Origin of the sequence: Pseudophaeobacter sp. 1A09344, assembly GCF_041008745.1 — a bacterium.
In the GTDB taxonomy this organism is placed as follows: Bacteria; Pseudomonadota; Alphaproteobacteria; order Rhodobacterales; family Rhodobacteraceae; genus Phycobacter; species Phycobacter gallaeciensis_A.
The window spans coordinates 495,061-512,235 of sequence record NZ_JAXGFS010000001.1 but is presented as its reverse complement, the minus strand read 5'-3'; the positions used below and the strand labels follow the sequence as shown (position 1 = coordinate 512,235).

13 protein-coding genes are annotated in these 17,175 nt (G+C 60.5%); 6 read left to right on the top strand and 7 right to left on the bottom strand.

The window, feature by feature from the left end:
- Positions 1-18: 18 nt before the first annotated feature.
- The 7 genes from bamA to pyrH all read right to left on the bottom strand — a co-directional run bounded on the left by bamA (position 19) and on the right by pyrH (position 8,460).
- Positions 19-2,424: an outer membrane protein assembly factor BamA gene (bamA, locus tag SM765_RS02305; protein ID WP_065273430.1), complete on the bottom strand. Its 2,406-nt coding sequence runs from the start codon at positions 2,422-2,424 to the stop codon at positions 19-21.
- Positions 2,425-2,853: 429 nt separating this feature from the next.
- A complete protein-coding gene (gene rseP / locus SM765_RS02300; protein ID WP_274836956.1) occupies positions 2,854-4,203 on the bottom strand; it encodes an RIP metalloprotease RseP in 1,350 nt (449 codons plus the stop codon).
- A 9-nt stretch (positions 4,204-4,212) separates the two neighbouring features.
- Positions 4,213-5,382: a 1-deoxy-D-xylulose-5-phosphate reductoisomerase gene (dxr, locus tag SM765_RS02295; RefSeq protein WP_274833943.1), complete on the bottom strand. Its 1,170-nt coding sequence runs from the start codon at positions 5,380-5,382 to the stop codon at positions 4,213-4,215.
- 17 nt (positions 5,383-5,399) lie between these two features.
- A complete protein-coding gene (locus tag SM765_RS02290; protein WP_274836954.1) occupies positions 5,400-6,173 on the bottom strand; it encodes a phosphatidate cytidylyltransferase in 774 nt (257 codons plus the stop codon).
- The gene (gene uppS, locus SM765_RS02285; RefSeq protein ID WP_065273427.1) at positions 6,170-6,928 is read right to left on the bottom strand and encodes an undecaprenyl pyrophosphate synthase; all 759 of its coding nucleotides are present in this window, start codon (positions 6,926-6,928) and stop codon (positions 6,170-6,172) included. Before uppS ends, SM765_RS02290 begins: the two co-directional genes overlap by 4 nt.
- Positions 6,929-6,937: 9 nt before the next feature.
- Positions 6,938-7,501 carry a ribosome recycling factor gene (frr, locus tag SM765_RS02280; RefSeq protein ID WP_065273426.1) on the bottom strand — a complete coding sequence of 188 codons (564 nt, stop codon included), beginning with the start codon at positions 7,499-7,501 and terminating at the stop codon, positions 6,938-6,940.
- Between the two features lie 212 nt (positions 7,502-7,713).
- The gene (pyrH, locus tag SM765_RS02275; protein WP_065273425.1) at positions 7,714-8,460 is read right to left on the bottom strand and encodes a UMP kinase; all 747 of its coding nucleotides are present in this window, start codon (positions 8,458-8,460) and stop codon (positions 7,714-7,716) included.
- A 132-nt stretch (positions 8,461-8,592) separates the two neighbouring features.
- Between pyrH and miaA the strand changes: the two genes are divergently transcribed.
- From miaA to SM765_RS02245, 6 genes are all read left to right on the top strand, one after another.
- Positions 8,593-9,471 carry a tRNA (adenosine(37)-N6)-dimethylallyltransferase MiaA gene (gene miaA, locus SM765_RS02270; protein WP_274836951.1) on the top strand — a complete coding sequence of 293 codons (879 nt, stop codon included), beginning with the start codon at positions 8,593-8,595 and terminating at the stop codon, positions 9,469-9,471.
- 125 nt (positions 9,472-9,596) lie between these two features.
- Positions 9,597-10,418 carry a helix-turn-helix transcriptional regulator gene (locus SM765_RS02265; RefSeq protein WP_274827999.1) on the top strand — a complete coding sequence of 274 codons (822 nt, stop codon included), beginning with the start codon at positions 9,597-9,599 and terminating at the stop codon, positions 10,416-10,418.
- Between the two features lie 320 nt (positions 10,419-10,738).
- Entirely contained in the window at positions 10,739-12,409 is a 1,671-nt protein-coding gene (locus SM765_RS02260; protein ID WP_274833938.1) for an ABC transporter substrate-binding protein, read from the top strand.
- Between the two features lie 137 nt (positions 12,410-12,546).
- A complete protein-coding gene (locus SM765_RS02255; RefSeq protein ID WP_274836947.1) occupies positions 12,547-13,593 on the top strand; it encodes an ABC transporter permease in 1,047 nt (348 codons plus the stop codon).
- 15 nt (positions 13,594-13,608) lie between these two features.
- On the top strand, positions 13,609-15,045 hold the full coding sequence (locus SM765_RS02250; RefSeq protein ID WP_274827996.1) for an ABC transporter permease: 1,437 nt from the start codon (positions 13,609-13,611) through the stop codon (positions 15,043-15,045).
- Positions 15,046-15,049: 4 nt separating this feature from the next.
- Positions 15,050-17,137, top strand: coding sequence for a dipeptide ABC transporter ATP-binding protein (locus SM765_RS02245; RefSeq protein WP_065273419.1), 2,088 nt, complete (start codon positions 15,050-15,052; stop codon positions 17,135-17,137).
- The last annotated feature ends 38 nt before the right edge of the window (positions 17,138-17,175 follow it).

Below are 17,175 nucleotides of genomic sequence, written 5' to 3'. Positions count from 1 at the left end.
CTTGCCTGCATCACCGGGTCAGAACCGGGCCTGCAAGGTCAGATCGAAACTTTGTTCCTTGTCAAAGTCTTCTTTCTTGACCGCATTGGAAAAGTTGAACCGCAACGGGCCAAAGGCCGTCGTCCAGAGGACCGAAAAGCCGACCACGTGCCGGAAAGAGCCGTTACGGCCGACGACGAAACCACCGCTGGCCGGTGTGTCCACGTCCTGCAGGCCCCAAAGGTTGCCGACATCGTAGAAAAGACCACCGCGCAGCCCCAGTTCCTCAGGCAGACCCAGCGGGAATTCGGCATCAAAACGTGCAACAGCATAGACGTTGCCGCCGAGGAAATCGTCGTAACTTCCGCCATCAGCCCGCGGTGCAGTATCCCGAGGCCCGATCCCGCCGGGTTCGAACCCCCGCATAACGCTGGGGGTCAGAACAAAACGGTCAATCGAGCGGCTGTAATCGTCGCCCATCCAGTGCAGCGAGCCGGTTTCCAAAGTGGCCCGAAGCGTGACTTCCTCGTTGAGGATCTTGCGCTGCGCGACCAGCTTGGCCGTGGTTCTGAGGTATTCGCTATCTCCGCCAAGCCCGGCATAATCAGCGCCCACCTGCATGGTGAAACCAATATTGGGGTCGAGTCCGGTCAGACGGCTGTCATAGGAATATGTGAACCCAAGGGAGCTGGACGTTTTGCTGCCTTGATTGATCTCACTTCTTATCACAGGGCCCGCCACAGGGTAGGTCCCTCCGACAAAGCTCACGTCATCGCGGCGGATCATCTCACTGTCGGCCCAAGTATAGCGCACTTCCAGAGTGGTATCTTCGGTCACATTGAAGGTCAGCGCCGGACGGAAGAACGCGCGAGAGGTGTCGTACTCCGCATAGCTAGAATCGGTTTCGGACACACCAAGGTCCAAATCGAATTTCAGATCCCGTCCCAGCAGATGCGGCTCGGTAAAGCCCAGAACGTACTCTTCCGATTCCTGAGCAGTCGCGATCGAGAAAGACAGGCGTTGACCGCGGCCCAGGAAGTTGTTTTCGGTCAGACCAACGTTAACCCCAAAGCCGTCGTTGACAGAGTATGCGCCGCCAAGGCTCAACGAACCGGTCGGTTGCTCTTCGACGTTCACGTCTACGATCACCTGGCTTTCGGAGCTGCCTTCCCGGACGTCCACGTCTGATTTGGCAAAGAAGCCAAGCGCACGAATCCGTTCTGCGGCATCCCGGATTTCACGCGGATTGAAGGGGTCGCCTTCGACCGAGCGGAACTTCTGGCGGATCACCCGGTCCAGCGTTGTCGTGTTGCCTTCGATATCGATGCGTTCGACGAAGACACGCGGTCCGCGCACCATCGCGAATTCAACATCCAGCGTCAGATCGCGGTCGTTGCGGGTCACCCGCGGCTCAACCCGCAGGAAATCAATCCCCTGACGCGTTGCCAGCGTTTCCAGCATCTCGATGGAACGTTCAACAATCAGCGGCGAATAGGTCACGCCCGGTTTGACTTTCAACGCAGAGCGGTAGAGGTCAGCATCGGCCTCAGCGATTTCGCTGGTCACCGAGATATTGCCGAACTCGAACTGCTGACCTTCGGTAACATCGACGACCAGATAGACGGCGTCACGCTCCCGAGTCACTTCGGCGTTGGTGCTGTTGACCCGGAAATCCACATAGCCGCGCGACAGGTAGAAATCGCGCAACACCTGCCGGTCAAACTGCAGGCGGTCCTCGATCAGCGTGTCCTTGTTGATGAAGGTCCGCAAGAGACCAGCCTGCTTGGTTTCCAGAACCCGGCGCAGACGCCGATCCGAATAAACCTTGTTGCCGACAAACGAAACACGCTCGACTTCGATGGTGTCGCCTTCGGCAATCTCAAACACCAGATCGACGCGATTGTCGCTACGGCGGATGATGCGCGGCGTTACACGCGAGGCCAAACGTCCCTGCGCCCCATAGGCGGCAGCAATGGTCTCGGCGTCCCGTTCGGCCTGCGCGGCGCGAAACACGCGGCGCGGCGCGGATTCGATCAGCTCGGCCAGCTTGTCATCCTTGATCCGCCGGTTACCTTCAAAATTGATCTGGTTGATCGTCGGGAACTCGGTGACCTTGATGATCAGAGAATTGCCACTCGGCACCAGCTCAACGGTCTCAAAGACACCGCTGTCAAGAATACGCTGATACGCGTCATTCAACTGGCCAGCGCTGACTGGTTTTCCCCGTTCCAGCGCCGCATAGGACACGATCGTATCCGATTGGATGCGCTGATTGCCCTCCACCCGGACCGAATTGAACTGGTAGCTTTGCGCCGATGCGAAACTGGGCGTCAGGACAAATCCCAAGGCAACAGCCAATACGGCGCTCGATACGCTTCTATACAGTATATTGGTGCGTTTTGTGCGCACACCGCAGGATGTACCCACGACCTTCCCCCGAACCATCAGTCATAATCCGATTTTTTAAGCAGCTTTTAACTGTGCGTACCGGGTTTACTGACCGTTGTCAAAACTAAGAAATCACTCCGGGGCACGAAGATGCGCACAGACTGAGCACGGGTGACCGACGCGTTGCGCGGTGCAAACGCCGCATCCCCATGGTTTCAAAGGGATCCGAACCAGGCACCTGCAGTCAGAGCGAGAAAAATCGTCACGACCGACAGTGCGCGATCCCAATTAAGGCGCATCAAAAGACCCAGGCCATTGTCCGTTCTCATCAGAGCGTGCATGGCGACTTCCTTTCCCCAGTCGATGCCGCGCGCAAGGCTGCGCTGCGGGCGTAGCAGATTGAGAAAGGGTTAATGCTGGAATATGGCGACAGTTGGGCACCTGCCCCCTTCCCGGAGGCGGGCGCCACAAGAAGTGTGTTAAATTTTAACAGAAAAGATCGTTGCCGAGTGCAAAGACCATCAACGACAGAATCATCGCAATGCCAAGGGTCATCAGGATCCGCATGACTCCATCACTGGGCGGACGCCCTGTGACCGCCTCATAGGCGTAGAACACCAGGTGGCCCCCATCCAGTGCTGGCACCGGGAAGAGGTTCAACAGGCCAACAGCTGTCGACAGAACCGCGATGAAACGGATGAAGCTGACCGCGCCCTGGCTTGCCATTGCGCTGGAGGTTTCCGCGATCCCGATGGGCCCTGACAGGTTACAGGTGCTGATGGCGCCGGTAATCATATGCGTCAGGCCCGAAATCGACATGTCGATCACCGACCAAACCTGCGACGCCCCAGCTACCAGGGATTCGCCGACCCCGCCCACTTCGGTTGCGGGCTCAAAGGCCTGACCGCCGACCACACCAATCCGCCAACGGGTCGCGAAACTTCCGTCGGGCTGCGGCTCATCCGTGCGACGCGGTGCCAGCGCAAGCTCCAACTCCTGCCCCTGCCGCCAGACATCCAATAGCAGTACGCGGCCATCGGCCTGTTCGACGGTCTGCTTAAGCTGATCGAAGGCAAAAATCGGTTCTCCATCGACGCCCGTGATGACATCTCCGGCCTGAAGCCCGGCATCCGATGCAGCGCTGCGCGGCGCAACGGCCCGCACGTGGGGCGGCGACAGGAACGGCCCCTGAACCGTGATCAGCTGCCCCTCTCTGCGCACCTGATACTCCATCGGCTGCACCATCGGCAGTTGGTCGCGGAATTCCCCCCATGACATGGCTCCGGCCTCGTCCGGGATGGCAACGCCCTCGATTGCGACCAATTCGTCACCTTCGCGCAGCTGGTTTTCGATGCCGGGCAGCGGCACCAAGGTACCGATAGCCAGCGGATCCCGCAGGGTTCCCTGCGTCATCGCCAGAACCGAGAAAATGATCACTGACATCACAAAATTGAACACTGGTCCGGCAGCAACCGTAGCGCTGCGCGCCCAAAGCGGGGCACCGTGCATGGTCTGGCGCAGGCGCGTCGGATCATTGGCCGCCGCCTCCATCGCGGCGCTGTCCTTGCCCGAGGCCGCGTCTGCATCGCCAAGGAATTTCACATATCCCCCAAAGGGCAACAGCGCGATCTGCCAGCGGGTGCCACGCTTATCGACGCGGCTGAACAACACGGGGCCAAAGCCCAGCGAAAAAACTTCCGCATGGATTCCGGACCACCGGCCAACGATGTAGTGGCCGTATTCATGCACCGCGACGATCACCGAAAGCGCGACAACAAAACTGGCGATAGTGTAGAGAAAGCCGCCAAACTGCGGGAGTAGGGTCACGATATCCAAGTTCTTACCTTATCTGCGTTCCGCTGCGGCGCGCTCTGCCTCTTGTCGGGCGAGATGGTCAATCTCAGTGACGTTATCAAGGGTCATTGCGGAATCAATAAGGCCGCTTTGTGCCTCCATCCGCTCCAGAACCGCGGCCGTTACCTCGGCCATTTCGGTGAACCCGATCTGTCCCGCGATGAACAGATCCAGCGCCTTTTCCTTGGCTGCATTGAAGACGGCGCCCATCAGACCGCCGCGCTGCATTACATCATAGGCTTGCTGTAGCGCCGGGTACCGCGCCGTATCCGGAGCCGTGAATTTCAGCTGACCGATTTCCGCCAGATCGAGGCGCGCAACCGGCAGATCCTTTCGCTCGGGCCAATGCAGCGCGTATCCGATGGCATGGCGCATATCTGGTGCGCCCAGATGCGCCATCAGGGCACCATCGCGAAAGCCAACCAGCGCATGCACCATCGATTCGGGGTGCACCAGAACCTCGATTTGTTCTGGCGCGACACCAAAGAATTCTTTGGTTTCAATAACCTCTAACGCCTTATTGAACATTGATGCGCTGTCGATGGTGATGCGCTGCCCCATGTCCCAGTTTGGATGGGAGGACGCCTCGGCCAAGGTTGCCTTTTGCAGATCTTCCAGCGGCCAGTCGCGGAACGCGCCACCGGATGCGGTGATGATGATCCGCTCAACCGCGGAAATCTCTTCACCGACCAGCCCCTGAAACACCGCCGAATGTTCGCTGTCCACCGGCAAGAGCCGGGCGCCATGTCGCAGCGCGGTCTGCATCAGAAGGCCACCGGCACAGACCAGCGATTCCTTATTGGCCAGCGCCAGCGTGGTGCCCTGCTCCAGCGCCTTGAGACCCGGCGCAAGACCGGCGGCGCCAACGATGGCCGACATGATCCAGTCCGCCGGACGGGTTGCCGCCTCGATCAGGGCAGCCTCTCCCGCTGCGGCCTCCACGCCACTGCCCTCCAGCGCGGCGCGCAGATCCGGCAGGCGCTCCTCATAGGCCGTTACCGCAATATCAGCCTTGAGCGCGATGGCATCCGCCGCAAGCCGGGCAATATTGGCACCGCCCGTCAGTGCCACTACGTCATAGGCGCGCAGATCGCGCCGGATCAGGTCAATGGTGTTCTGCCCGATCGAGCCGGTGGCGCCGAAGATAGAAATTTTACGCATGGTCATGCCCTACAAGGCTATCCCAGAAATGTCACGAAGATCAGGAAGGCCGCCGCCGCCCCGAGCATCCCGTCGAACCGGTCAAAAAGACCACCGTGACCGGGAATAAGCGCGCTGGAATCCTTGACGCCGGTCTTCCGCTTCAGCGCGCTTTCCGCGATGTCGCCCGCTTGGCTAGCCATCGACATGACAACCGACAGGACAATCGCGCCCATGCCCAGCCCCGAGGCTTCGCTGAAAAAGGCCCCGACAATCGCCGCAGCGATCCAGCCAGCCGAAGATCCGGACCAGGTTTTCTTGGGGCTGACACGCGGCCAAAGCTTTGGCCCGCCGATCATCTTACCGGCAAAATAGCCTGCTACATCGGTGGCGACGACAACGCCGATCAGCCACAACAGCCAAGGGGCCCCCATTTCATTGCGCAGCCATACAAAGGTAAAGCCGGCGCAAACGATCCAGAGACCAAACAAGCCAAAACGCAGGCGGGCAGCAACGGGCAGTTGAAACATACCGCCAAGAATAGGCGAAACCAGCAAGGGCATACCCCAGACCGGCGGCAGCAGGGTCGCGCCCAGCACCGCAATGGCTGACATTGCCCCCAGTTGCAGCGCCTGTCCGGTCTTTTCGGGCGTCAGCATCCGGACAAGTTCCCAGATCATGCCACCGCAAGCGGCAGCGATGAGCAGCGCAAACCAGATGCCGCCCAGCCAGATTTCCACGGCGCCTACGACAAGCATGACGACCGCGGACAGCAAGCGCGGCATCAGGTCGGACCAGCGTCCCGCGCTCATGTCTTCACCGCGCCAAAACGTCTGTCACGGGCGCCATAGCCCCGGCACAGGCGCCCCAGTTCTTCGGCGGTGAAATCCGGCCAGAGCGTGTCGATGAACTCATACTCCGCATAGGCAGACTGCCACAGCAGGAAGTTGGAAATCCGCGCCTCACCGCTGGTGCGGATCACCAGATCGGGATCCGGCAACACATGGGTATCGAGGTATTTCGGCAGGGTTTCCTCGTCCACATCGTCAGGAGATAGTTTTCCAGCCGCAACATCCTGCGCTAGCCGTTTCGTGGCGCGGGCCACCTCGTCCCGCCCACCATAGTTCAGGGCAATTGTGAGATTGGTGCCGTCGTTACCTTTGGTTTCCTCTTCCAACTGATCCATCAACTGGATCAGCTTGGCATCAAGCCGCACCCGATCCCCGATGAAACGCACCCGTACATTACGCGCGGCCAGCGCCTTCATCTCCTTGGAGATATAGCGGCGAAACAGGCTCATGAGGCCTGCGACCTCGACCTGCGTCCGTTTCCAGTTCTCGGTCGAAAAGGCAAATATGGTCAGATACTTGATGCCCAGGGACGGGCAGCATTCGACGATTTCCCGCACCCGTTTGGCGCCTGCGTGGTGCCCGAACAGACGCGGGCGGCCACGGGACTGTGCCCACCGGCCGTTGCCATCCATGATGATGGCAACATGGCGTGGGCCCTGCCCCGTGCCGTCTTCGGACGCGCCCTCGGAAGGCGCCGTGTCGGTATTGCTGACCATATCCGGGCGTCAGACCTGCATGATTTCGGCTTGCTTGTTTTCCAGCGCCTCATCCACGGCCTTGATCATCGCGTCGGTCAGATCCTGAACTTCGCTCTCCCAGAACTTCTGGTCGTCCTCGGACATCCCATCAGCCTTGGCCTTCTTGATTTGATCCATGCCATCGCGGCGCACGTTGCGCACCGACACACGGGCGTGTTCAGCGTATTGGCCGGCAACCTTCGTCAGCTCGCGGCGGCGTTCTTCGTTCAGCTCCGGAATCGGCAGCATGATGATGGTGCCGTTCAGCTGCGGGTTGATGCCGAGGCCGGATTCACGGATGGCCTTTTCAACTTTGCCAACAAGGGATTTATCCCACACGTTGATCGTCACCATGCGCGGCTCGGGCACGTTGACGGTGCCGACCTGGTTGATCGGCGTCATCGAGCCATAGGCATCTACCATCACCGGATCCAGCATCGAGGCCGAGCCACGCCCAGTCCGCAGCGAGGCAAACTCGGTGCGCAGGTTGGCCATGGCGCCATCCATGCGACGTTTCAGATCGTCGGTATCCAGTTCAAAATCATCAGACATTCTGCTCTCTCCCCTGACTTGAGGCGGTCTTTACACCGCTCATAAGCGATTGTCGCAAGATTGTATAGCAATCTCGGCCCGCTGACGGCCACTCTGCCCGATGGCAGCAGCTAGCCACAGCGTTGATACCGGCTTGCAACCCCTTGCATAAACGAAAAGACGCGCCTCCTGCCGGGACACGCGTCTTTTGCCATTTTCAAACCAACTGCGGTTCAGCCCTGAACCTTGGTGTAGGTGCCTTCGCCAGCCAGAATACCGCGGAACCCGCCCGGCTCATCCAGCGAGAAGACAATGATCGGCAGGCTGTTGTCGCGCGCCAGAGCAATCGCCGAGGCATCCATCACGCCCAGACGTTTGGCCAGCACATCGTCATAACTGACGGTGTCATAGCGTTTGGCGTCGTCGAACTTCACCGGATCCTTGTCATAGACGCCATCGACCTTGGTGCCTTTGAAGATCGCCTCGCAGGCCATTTCATTGGCACGCAGCGTCGCCGCAGTGTCGGTGGTGAAATAGGGGTTACCGGTGCCGGCCGCGAAGATGCAGACCCGCTTCTTCTCAAGGTGGCGCACGGCGCGGCGGCGGATATAGGGCTCGCAGACCTGATCCATCGGAATGGCGCTGATCACCCGGGTGAAGACGCCAAGCGATTCCAGAGCGGCCTGCATGCCAAGGGCGTTCATCACGGTCGCCAGCATCCCCATATAGTCAGCTGTGGTGCGTTCCATGCCCTGCGCAGCGCCGGACAGGCCCCGGAAGATATTGCCGCCGCCGATAACCATGCAGATCTCGACGCCCATGTCGTGCACCGACTTCACCTCTTTGGCGATCCGCTCCACGGTCGGCGGATGCAGGCCAAAGCCCTGATCCCCCATCAGCGCCTCCCCGGAGATTTTCAGCATGACACGTTTATAGGCAACGGCCGAAGTGGCGGCCGGTGTTTCGATTTCTTGGGGCATGTTGCGCTCCGGAATATGACGGGGTTAATTTGCGCCGCAAAATGAAGCAAATCACCGGCAGGATCAATGCAGGCCAGGCGCCTTTTCTTCCCCGGAGTATAACAAATCCGCCCTCGGTGAGGACAGGCTGACATGACAGAACTTCGCATCGATCCGGATAGGCCCGTTCTGATCGCTGGCCCAACGGCCTCGGGGAAATCCGCGCTCGCGCTGGAAATTGCGGAAAAACAAGGCGGTGTGGTGGTCAACGCCGATGCCAGCCAGGTGTTCGACTGTTGGCGGATCGTTACCGCCCGCCCTTCTGCCGAAGAAGAAGCCCGCGCGCCGCACCAGCTTTATGGGCATGTGGCCTATGATGCGCCCTATTCCGCCGGTCACTGGCTACGGGAGGTGGTGCCGCTGCTGTCAGGAGCGCAGCGGCCGATCATCGTCGGCGGAACCGGCCTTTATTTCAGTGCTTTGACCGAAGGTATGGCTGAAATCCCGCCCACACCTGCAGAAGTCCGGGCCGAGGGCGATTCGATGTCGCTCGAAGACTTGCTGTCGGCGCTTGATCCCCAGACCGCGGCCCGCATCGATGTGCAGAACCGTGCCCGCGTGCAGCGCGCCTGGGAGGTGCTGACCGCCACGGGACGGGCGCTGGCCGATTGGCAGGATGACACCCCGCCGCCGCCCCTGCCGCTGAACGCCTGCAGTGCGTTGGTGCTGGAAAGCAGTAAGGACTGGCTGGAGGCACGCATCCGCAAACGGTTCCGCGCCATGCTGGATCAGGGCGCCATGGATGAAGTCGAGGCCATGCGAGATCGGTTCGACCCCAGCCTGCCCTCCTGCAAGGCGATCGGCGCGCCGGAACTCATGGCCTATGCCACTGGCAGAATGACGCTGGAGGAGGCGGAGGAAAGCGCCGCGATTGCCACCCGCCGTTTCGCCAAACGGCAGCGCACCTGGTTCCGTGCCCGCATGGATAAATGGCGGAAAATCTCCCCGGAGATCGGCTATCAGCTCAGCTAAACGGCAGGTGCAGGTAAGAGGCACAAATTTATCAATTTTTAACCTTCTTCGGCAGGAACTTGCCAGAATCACATTTTCATGCGCTGTTACATCGATAAAGTTTAAGTAAATCTATGTAACATCTCATGCCATTCGACCCGAAACCAGCCGAAGATCTTCACGTTTCGCCGCTTTCGCGTCTCTACCCGGACGGTCCTTGGCAAACAGAACTCGCGCATGATCGCGCCGAGCATGTGCTGATCTGGATCACACGCGGACAGGGTCGTTTCCTGATGGATGGGCACCGGCGCGGCTTTGGCGCGCATACGGCGCTGTTCTTTCCGGCCGGCAATCTGTGGTCAGTGGAATTCGGACGCCAATGCCTGGGTCAGGCCCTGATCGTGCCCGCCACCGCGCCCGTGTCGATGCCGCCCGAGCCGCTACACCTGAAGTTCAACGACCCGGTCGAGCAAGCGCGTCTCAACAGCCTGCTTGAGGCGGTGTCGGTCGAACAATCCACTCATCCTGCCCTGTGGCGCCGGGCCATGCAGTCCTACACCGATCTGATCAGCATCCAGCTGCGCCGTCAGCCCCCCTCCGGCCCCCTACCCCCGGTGAAACCAAACGCCGCGCGGCGCCTGTCACAGGCCTATTGCAAGCGGGTGGTTACCTATTTCGATGAACACGCCAGCATGGCAGATCACGCCGCTGCGCTGAACGTAACGCCGACCCACCTGACCCGGGTCTGCAAGGCGGAAACCGGCAAGACTGCCGCCACGCTGCTGACAGAGCGGCAGCTTCACGCGGCCCGCAGCCTGCTGATTTCAAGCGATCTGGCCATGCGCGACATTGCCGCCCAACTGGGGTTCGGCAGCGCCGCCTATTTCACTCGCTTCATCACCCAGCACACCGGTGAGACACCAAGCGCCCTGCGCAAGAAGGCGCGCAAAGCCGCTATTCCCCAGTAACGTTCCAGCCTCTGCCCGCGACCTGCCGTCGTGAGTCGGCCCAGGCCCCCGTTTGCACCTCAACCCTGCGGAGAACTGGGCACTTCTGCCCAGTCCTGTGGCGCGACCCACCGCGAATATACGAAAACGACGCAAAAAAGGTCGCTTTTCTGCCGTATTCCGCCGAATCTGTGCATTGACCTAAGCCGCCTTATGAGGCCGAATAGGTGCGTGAGACGGCGAAATTCAAAAATAGCACCTTTCCGGACCGCAATCCGGACATACCATCGCCACCTCGAGGCAGGGCCAAGCGTCCTGTTGGTGCAAACAGGGAGATCCGTATGAACAACGATACCACCACCGGCGCGCCGATCCACTGGGCCGCCCAGATGCATGCCGAGGAAGTCAAAAACGGCAAACTGAGCCGCCGTGAATTCCTGGCCCGCTCCACCGCACTGGGCGTCAGCGCCGCAGCCGCCTATGGGCTGATCGGTCTGGAGACCCCGGTGCAGGCCGCTGCACATGCCCAGAAGGGTGGCACCCTGCGTATGCAGATGGAGGTCCGTGCGCTCAAGGATCCGCGCACTTTTGACTGGACCCAGATCGCGACCTTTACCGCCGGCTGGCTGGAATATCTGGTCGAATACAACAGCGACGGCTCTTTCGGCCCGATGCTGCTGGAAAGCTGGAGCGCCAATGCCGATGCGACCGAATACACCCTGAACGTCCGCAAAGGCGTCAAATGGAACAACGGCGACGATTTCACCGCCGAGGACGTGGCTCGCAACATCGCCGGCTGGTGTGACAAGAGCGTCGAAGGCAACTCGATGGCAGGCCGCATGGCATCGCTGATCGACGAAGCCACTGGCAAGGCCGCAGATGGCGCCATCACCGTGGTGGACAGCCACACCGTGATGCTGAAGACCAACACGCCGGACATCACCATCATCCCCGGCATGGCGGACTATCCCGCAGCCATCACCCATGCCAGCCATGACGCGGCAACCATGCTGGAGAACCCGATCGGTACCGGTTACATGCTGCCCGAGAGCATGGAAGTCGGTGTCAAGGGTGTGCTGGTGCGCAACGAGGACCACGAGTGGTGGGGCTACGCCGCTGGTAAGGGCGGCCATCTGGACCGCATCGAGTTCATCGACTACGGCACCGATCCGGCCGCCTTCCTGGCCGCCTTCGAGGCCGAAGAAATCGACATGAACTGGGAGTCGGTCGGTGAATATGTCGACATCTTCGACAGCATCGGCCTGACCCGATCGGAAATCCCCTCCGGCTTTACCATCGTCATCCGCCCGAACCAGCTGGCCGAAGTCGATGGCATGAAGCCCTATGCTGACAAGCGCGTGCGCCAGGCCCTGGCCATGGCAGTCGACAACAACGTCTGCCTTGAACTGGGCATGTCCGGCTACGGCATCCCGGCAGACAACTGCCACGTCGGCCCGATGCACCCGGAGCACGACCCCAGCGTCACCCGTATCCCCTATGACCCCGCCAAGGCCAAGGCCCTGATGGATGAAGCAGGCATGGGCGATTACGAGCACGAGCTGCTGTCGATCGACGATGACTGGCGCCGCAACACAACCGATGCGGTGGCAGCCCAGCTGCGCGATGCAGGCATCAACGTGAAGCGGACCATCCTGCCCGGTTCCACCTTCTGGAACGACTGGGTGAAATATCCCTTCTCCTCGACCAACTGGAACCACCGCCCGCTGGGCACTCAGGTACTGGCACTGGCCTATCGCTCGGGCGAGGCCTGGAACGAAAGCGGCTTTGCAAATGCCGAGTTCGACGCTCTGCTGGCCGAGGCCAACTCGATCGCAGATGCCGACAAGCGCCGCGAAGTGATGGGCAAACTGCAAGCCATCATGATCGACGAAGGCGTCACCATCCAGCCTTACTGGCGCACCGCCATGCGTCACCACCGGGATACCCTGGTCGGTGTCGACAAGCACATTGCGGACCTGCCCCAGCTTTACAAGTGGGCTCTCAAAGCCTGACCTGGACCTGCACGGGCCGCGCATCGCGCGGCCCGTTTCCGCTGGACCCGTAGCACAGCCAAAAGACAGGGCGCATCCGCGCCTAGCAAAAGCGCAGCGGCATTGAACCGGGCGCATAGCCACCAATGGGGGCATCCATGGGACTGTTTATCCTCAGACGCGTCGGGGTCATGATCCTGACGGCGCTTTGTCTGACCTTTGTCGTGTTCTTCATGACAAACCTCTATCCGAACCTTGAAAAACTCGCCAAGACCCAGGGCAACTTCCGCATGTCGGACGAAGCCGTGGCCAGCTGGCTGGAAAAAGGCGGTTACCTGCAATCCACGCCAAAGAAATACATGGAATGGATCGGCGTCGCGCCATCTTACCAGCACACGGCTGAGGATGGCACCATCACCGGCCGCTGCATCACTCCGGGCATGGACCCAGCCGAGGCCCCGCAGTTCTGCGGCATCCTGCAGGGCTATTGGGGTTATTCCACGGTGTTCAAGGATGAGGTCAGTTCCATCATCGCCACCCGCCTGTCGCTGACGGGCACGCTGATGTTCTGGGTGATGCTGGTCATGGTGCCCTCGGCGCTGATCCTTGGCGTTCTGGCGGGCATGAAGGAAGGCTCTGCCACCGACCGAACACTGTCGACCTTTGCCATCACCACCACGGCGACACCCGAATATGTTTCCGGCGTCCTGTTTATCGCTATTTTCTCCTCCTCTGCCGTCGGCCTCAAATGGTTCAAGGGCACCGCGACCAGCGCGATGGAAAGCCCCAACATCGAAAACTTCCTGCTGCCGGTTCTGACCATCGCCCTTTATGGCATGGGCTATATCGCACGCATGACCCGCGCCTCGATGACCGAGGTGATGACGGCGCAATATATCCGCACCGCACGGCTCAAAGGGGTGAGCTTTCCCAAGATCGTCATGAAACATGCCCTGCGCAACGCGCTGATCGCGCCTTTCACCGTGATCATGCTGCAGTTCCCTTGGCTCCTGAACGGCGTGGTGATCGTTGAGACCCTGTTCAACTACAAGGGCTTTGGCTGGACGCTGGTACAAGCCGCTGGCAACAACGATATCGAACTGCTGCTGGGCGTCTCGGTCGTCTCGGTTCTCGTGGTGTTGATCACGCAGCTGATCTCGGACATCGGCTACGTCTACCTCAACCCACGCATTCGCATTTCCTGAAGACGGAGAAAGACTATGGAACCACTCAGCTGGACCGGATCAATCGCCTTTCTCAACCCGCTTCTTTTTGCGGCTTTGGGACTACTGGCAATCTCGATCCTTCTTTGGATCATCATCGGCGCGGTCACCCCCGAGGAACGCGCCATTACCAACGCAGGCGGTACGCTCAGCCTGTCGGCCGGGCCGCAGGGCCTTGCCGCGCTGGCCGTGCGCCTCACCTTCCTGGCCTCGGCCGTCATCCTTCTGGCCTATCTGCTGCTTGGCCTCGTGATGGGCACCGGCGCGGGCATCATCGGCGCCCTGTCGCAGCAGATGCTGCCGGTCTGGATCGCCCTTGTGGTGCTTTATGCCGTTTCCATCACCTTCAAGCGGCGTCTTGGCCTTTATGGCAAGCTGTTTGACAGCCCCATCGGCATGATCGGCTTTGGCCTTGTCATGTTCTGGGTCTTCACCGGCTTTTTTGCGGCCTTTGACATGCTGGCCACCCATGATGCGCTGTCGCAGGCGTCGGGCATGAAAAACAAAGCCCCCGGCACGCCCCTGCGCGGCGCCGAAGAGGGGGAATTCCAATGGTATCTCCTTGGCGGTGACAACCTGGCTCGGGATGTGTTCAGCCGGATGGTCAAAGGCTCCTGGGAGGTGGTGAAAATTGCCCCGCTCGCGACGACCTTTGCCTTCATGGTGGGGATCACCCTGGGGCTGCCGGCCGGATACTATGGCGGCAAACTGGACACCTTCCTGTCGTTCCTCGCCAACCTGATCCTGGCCTTCCCGGTGATCCTGCTGTTCTACCTGATGGTAACCCCCGAGATCGTCGAAACCGGCCTGCCGCAGTATATGGCAGTGGTGCTCTTTGCCTTCCCGATGGTATTCTTCGGGGTGCTGCTGAACGCCCGCTACCGGACGCAGCCCAAGAAGAACTTCATCATCCTAGCTGTCGTTCTGGCGCCGCTGTTCATCCTTTACATGTCGCTGATCAATGCCAAGGGGTCCAAGATCGACTTCTGGCCGGTGGATCTGTTCGACATTCCGGGCGGTATCCTTGTGGTCTTTGTCTCGGTGGTCTTCGTGAACTCACCCACCGTGTTCCGCATCGTGCGGGGCCTGACGATGGACATCAAGACCCGCGATTACGTGGCCGCCGCGCAGACCCGGGGTGAGCGTCCCTGGTACATCATGCTGTGGGAGGTTCTGCCGAACGCACGCGGGCCGCTGATCGTCGATTTTTGCCTGCGCATTGGTTACACGACCATCCTTCTCGGGACTCTGGGTTTCTTCGGCCTTGGCCTGCCGCCCGAAAGCCCGGACTGGGGATCGACCATCAACGAAGGGCGCAAGCTCTTGTCGATCTACCTGCACCCGGCCCTGCCCCCCGCCATCGCTCTGCTGAGCCTGGTGCTGGGTCTGAACCTGCTGGCCGATGGTCTGCGCGAAGAAAGCCTGAGGGATTGATGACATGAGCAAGCTTGAGCAAACCGATGGCCCGATCCTGGAAATCGACCGCCTGTCGATCTCCTTTTTCACCCGGCTGCGCGAAATCCCGGCGGTGATGGATTTTTCCGTCTCCGTGATGCCCGGCGAAGCGGTTGGCCTTGTGGGCGAATCCGGCTGCGGTAAATCCACTGTCGCCCTTGGGGTGATGCAGGACCTTGGCAAGAACGGCCGCATCGTGGGCGGCTCGATCAAGTTCAAGGGCCGCGATCTGGGCGAGATGAGCGTCGAGGAGTTGCGCGACATCCGCGGCAACGAAATCGCGATGATCTATCAGGAGCCAATGGCCAGCCTTAACCCGGCGATGAAAATCGGCAAGCAGCTGATGGAAGTGCCGATGATCCACGAGGGCGTCAGCGAAGAGGAAGCCTACAAGCGCGCCCTTGAAGTTGTCACCGACGTGCGCCTCCCCGACCCGGAGCGGATGCTGAACAGCTATCCGCACCAGCTGTCGGGCGGCCAACAGCAGCGGATCGTCATCGCCATGGCGCTGATGTCGAAACCGGCACTGCTGATCCTGGATGAGCCCACCACCGCCCTTGACGTGACGGTGGAGGCTGCGGTGGTCGAACTGGTCAAGGATCTGGGCAAGAAATACGGCACCTCGATGCTGTTCATCTCTCACAACCTTGGCCTTGTCCTGGAAACCTGTGACCGGCTCTGCGTGATGTACTCCGGCGAAGCAGTGGAGCGCGGCAGTATCGAAGACGTCTTTGACGAGATGCAGCACCCCTATACGCAGGCGCTGTTCCGCTCGATCCCGCTGCCGGGTGCCGACAAGAACGCGCGCCCGCTGGTGGCGATTCCGGGCAACTTCCCACTGCCCCACGAACGCCCGCCGGGCTGCAACTTCGGTCCGCGCTGCGATTATTTCGAAGCGGGCCGCTGCGATGCGGGCGACATTGCCATGGCCGATGTGCCCGGCAATGACCGCCACGCCACGCGCTGCCTGAAGTTCCAGGAAATCGACTGGAACGCGCCGATCACCGTAGCCGACAAGAAGGAAAAGACCGCCCCGGGTGAGGTTGTCCTCAAGATCGACAAGCTTAAGAAATACTACGAGGTGGCGGCGAATGCCCTGTTCGGTGGCGGCGCCAAGAAGGTGGTGAAAGCCAATGAAACGCTCAGCTTCGAGGCCCGCGAATCCGAAACGCTGGCCATCGTCGGTGAATCGGGGTGTGGCAAATCCACTTTTGCCAAGGTGCTGATGGGGCTCGAAACCGCCACCGACGGGGATATCCTGATGGATGGCCAGAACATCGAACAGACCCCGATCGAAGAACGCAACACCAAGACGATTTCGGACGTGCAGATGGTGTTCCAGAACCCCTTTGATACGCTGAACCCGTCGATGACCGTCGGACGGCAGATCACCCGGGCGCTGGAAATCTTTGGCATCGGTGACAACGACGCGGAGCGCAAGCAGAGGATGCTGGAGCTGCTGGATCTGGTGAAACTACCCCGCGCCTTTGCCGACCGCATGCCGCGGCAGCTGTCCGGCGGACAAAAACAGCGCGTCGGCATCGCCCGCGCCTTTGCTGGCGGTGCACGCATCGTTGTGGCGGATGAACCCGTCTCGGCACTGGATGTGTCGGTGCAGGCGGCGGTGACCGATCTTCTGATGGAGATCCAGCGCAACGAGAAGACGACGCTGCTGTTCATCAGCCACGACCTGTCCATCGTGCGCTATCTCAGCGACCGGGTGATGGTGATGTATCTCGGCCATGTGGTGGAGCTGGGGACGACCGATCAGGTCTTCTCGCCACCCTATCACCCCTATACAGAGGCCCTGCTGAGCGCGGTTCCCATCGCCGATACATCGGTGGAAAAGGAGCATATCGTTCTCGAAGGCGACATCCCGTCAGCGATGAACCCGCCATCAGGCTGTCCGTTCCAGACCCGCTGTCGCTGGAAGAGCGAAGTTCCGGGCGGTCTCTGTGAACGCGAGGTCCCCCCGGTGCGCGACATGCAGGGCGGGCATCAGATCAAATGCCACCTCAGCGATGAGATCCTTGAACGGATGAACCCGGTCATCAAGATCGCCGCCGAGTAGCCACTCTGATCACACCCAAAGCGGCGCCCGCGTTCATC